Consider the following 2,842-nt stretch of genomic DNA (forward strand, 5'->3'; position numbering starts at 1 on the left):
CGCAGGGTCGGGGCATGAATGCTGCGCAAGGCTGCGGGCTGGGCTGAATCAGAGGCCTTCAGCAAGGCGACCGATATGCTTCATCACGCTGAGGTGGTCTTCCATGTCATCAACCCGTCTAATGGCTAATTCACGGGCAATCTCTCCGACAAAAATCTTGAACTGCTTGCGCTCAAGCAGCAACACTTCATTGCCCACATGCATGTGGGGAGTGCGGATGCCTCCGGCTATGCCGGGAATATGCTGAAGTTGTATCCGTGTTGCTTCGCCAGCAACCAAGGGGGCAACGTTCAGATTATTCATAATGTAGTCAGGCGCGGGTATTCCAGGAGTGGGGCCGACTATCTTCCCTCCAGGGAAGTTGGCGGCGAGTCTTCCTGATTCGATTCCCTCAAGCAAAAAGGGTGCTATCTTTTTGTTGAACTCCTCCGCTGTCCCTTTGAAGGTGATTTCCGCCTTCCATTCAAACTGGTCGCTCATGCTGCTCCTCCTTCATGCTGCTGGTTGCTGATGATGGTGCGCCCTTTGCACAAAGAGCGCATCAGGTGGTCTATGAACAGCTCATTGCCGCTTTGCGACAAAGTGATGAAGACATGTTCGGCAGCCTTGACCGAGGCCCGCTCCAAGGCGCAGAGCATCGGCCCGGCAAGCTCGGTGTCGCCAGTCATGTGGTGGTTGGTGCAGCCGCACCAGTTCATGCAGTACTTGCTCATATTGCACGTCCTGCATTCCTCGTTGCGGTTGCCTTTGCGGGCGAGCATGTCGCAGCGGCGAGCAGGATCAAAGCCGGTGTGGATGTCGCCAAGGCATAATGCGGGGTCATCATCCTCGCCGATGAGCCGCTCGCAGGGATAGATTTTGCCGCTGGGCGCAAAGCCCCATTCGGTCTTGCCCATGCCGCAGCGGTCTTCCGGCGCATAACCATTTTTGAGGAAGAGTGCCAGCTTGCTCTCCATCATGTTGACAGAGATTTCCTGGCCGCGCTGATAGCATTGGATGTAGTGCTCCGCAATGCTCATGCAGACCTGCGGCAGCTTGGCCAGATCCTCCGCTGTCCAAGCGGCGCGGATGTTGGGATTCAAATGAATGAAGGGAACGCGCTGCGCTGTGAAGAAGGCGACGGTATCAGCCATGGAGTCCAGCGTTTCAGGCCCATAGACCGCATTGACCTGCACATTCTCCAGCTTGTCCAAAGCCATGCGCAGCTTTTTCGCCACAGCCGCAAAGCTGCCCCTGCCGTCCTTGTAGATCCGGTTCAGGTTGTGGCTTTGCTCCGGCCCGTCCATGCTGATGCACAGGTTGACGCGCTCCTTGCTGAAGAAGTCGAGCATAGGCTCTGCCAGCAGCGTACCGTTGGATGTGAGGCTGATGACGGCTCGGATGCCGCTCTCCTGCTCCTTATGCCGTATGTAGGCGGTGGTCTCTTTGATGAGATCGAAGCGGAGCAGGGGTTCTCCGCCGAAGAAGCTGAACTGCGCCTGCCGGGCGGGAACGGCTGCGTCAGTCACGAAGTCAACAATCTTCCGGGCGGTGGCAGAGGACATGTCTGTCTTGACTGCCCGGCCTGCATAGCAGTACTTGCACCGCAGATTGCAGTTGTGGGTCAAACTCAAGGTGGCTTTCATGCTGCGCACTCCAAATACAACTGAAGATGTTCATGCAACAGTTCTTTCATGCCCCAGTACAAACATCGAATAAGCCTTTAAACCATTTTCAGCTGAGCTGCAAGCTTTTTCTTCAGCATTTTTTCGACGCTGCAAGTATGGGCCATGTCATGTGCCGCGAGCTGGATGGCGCAGAGCATGGCATATCGTGCTGAACAAGGAGCCGCTGCCCATCCCTGCCGCGCTCATTTGTCCTTGCCGAGTGCCTCCTGCCGCTCCTGATCATACTCCTCCCAGCTCTTCTTGGCCTGATCCAGACAGTCGGCGCGCTCCTGCCCATGCAGCGGCTCGCACGCGGCGACACGGCCATTCTCCATGCTGTCATACCATGTCGGAGCGCAGCCTGCCGTGGTCAAGGCTGCCAGCGCAGCAAGGCCGGACAAGAGGATTGTTCTCATGCTTGCTCCGCAGTCAGCAAGTTCTGTTTCGTGAAGCAGTAAGACGGCTTGCCCCGGTCATCCACAACTATGCCGATCACCGCGCCTGCGCTGTCCATCTTGCGGATTGTGTCGCTGATCTTGTCATCAAGAGCGGCTTTGATGAAGAAGGCTGACCCATGCAGCCTGCTCAGGCTCTCATCTTTGCTGATTTCTTCAATAAGGCTTGACAGCGGACTGTCCTCGGCCAGCAGGCTGCTCTGCCGCCAGAACACCCTGGCATGAAGCACATCCTCCAGAATGCCTTTCCCTTCATTGTCCAGCACCGGCACCCACCAGTAGTCCGCATGCTGCTCAAGGGCGAGAGCCACATCCTTGCTGGATGTTTCCCGCTTGAACATGAAATCCTTGTTTATGGTTGTCAAAGCAATGTCTTTGACGCAGTCGCGCTTGGAGGTGTTGCGGATTGCCTCATACTGTATCTTCAGCGCATTCTCAGTCGAGCGGCTGCTCTCAGCCAGATTCTCCTTGCCGAACAAATATGCGGCTCCTGCGCCGATCCACGCGCCAAACGCGGTTATCAAACCTGAGAAGAGCCACTTGCTGTACTCAATAAAGTCTTTGTTGTCTGGATGCGCCGCCGTGGTGTTAAGCAGGAGGAAGATCAGCCCGAAGAGAATGAGCAGCATGATCAACACCAGATAGAAGGCCAGTTTGTTGGATGACGGCTCAATCAGCTCCAAGATTGAACTGCTCTTCGGCTTGTCTTCCTGAGGCGCATTGCCTTGGTCAGCACTCATG

General features: G+C 55.9%; 4 protein-coding genes. All 4 read right to left on the reverse strand.

The annotated features are described in order from the left end of the window. Nucleotides 1-48: 48 nt before the first annotated feature. Nucleotides 49-480 carry a hypothetical protein gene (locus tag ACNKID_RS03525; RefSeq protein ID WP_417912056.1) on the reverse strand — a complete coding sequence of 144 codons (432 nt, stop codon included), beginning with the start codon at nucleotides 478-480 and terminating at the stop codon, nucleotides 49-51. After that, nucleotides 477-1,625, reverse strand: coding sequence for a radical SAM protein (locus ACNKID_RS03530; RefSeq protein WP_417912057.1), 1,149 nt, complete (start codon nucleotides 1,623-1,625; stop codon nucleotides 477-479). The genes ACNKID_RS03525 and ACNKID_RS03530 overlap by 4 nt, the downstream gene beginning before the upstream one ends. 224 nt (nucleotides 1,626-1,849) lie before the next feature. Continuing rightward, a complete protein-coding gene (locus ACNKID_RS03535; protein ID WP_417912058.1) occupies nucleotides 1,850-2,062 on the reverse strand; it encodes a hypothetical protein in 213 nt (70 codons plus the stop codon). Next, on the reverse strand, nucleotides 2,059-2,842 hold a 784-nt coding region (locus ACNKID_RS03540), incomplete at its 5' end, for a hypothetical protein (protein WP_417912059.1). The genes ACNKID_RS03535 and ACNKID_RS03540, both read right to left, overlap by 4 nt.

The organism is Candidatus Electronema sp. TJ (assembly GCF_048287355.1).
In the GTDB taxonomy this organism is placed as follows: Bacteria; Desulfobacterota; Desulfobulbia; order Desulfobulbales; family Desulfobulbaceae; genus Electronema.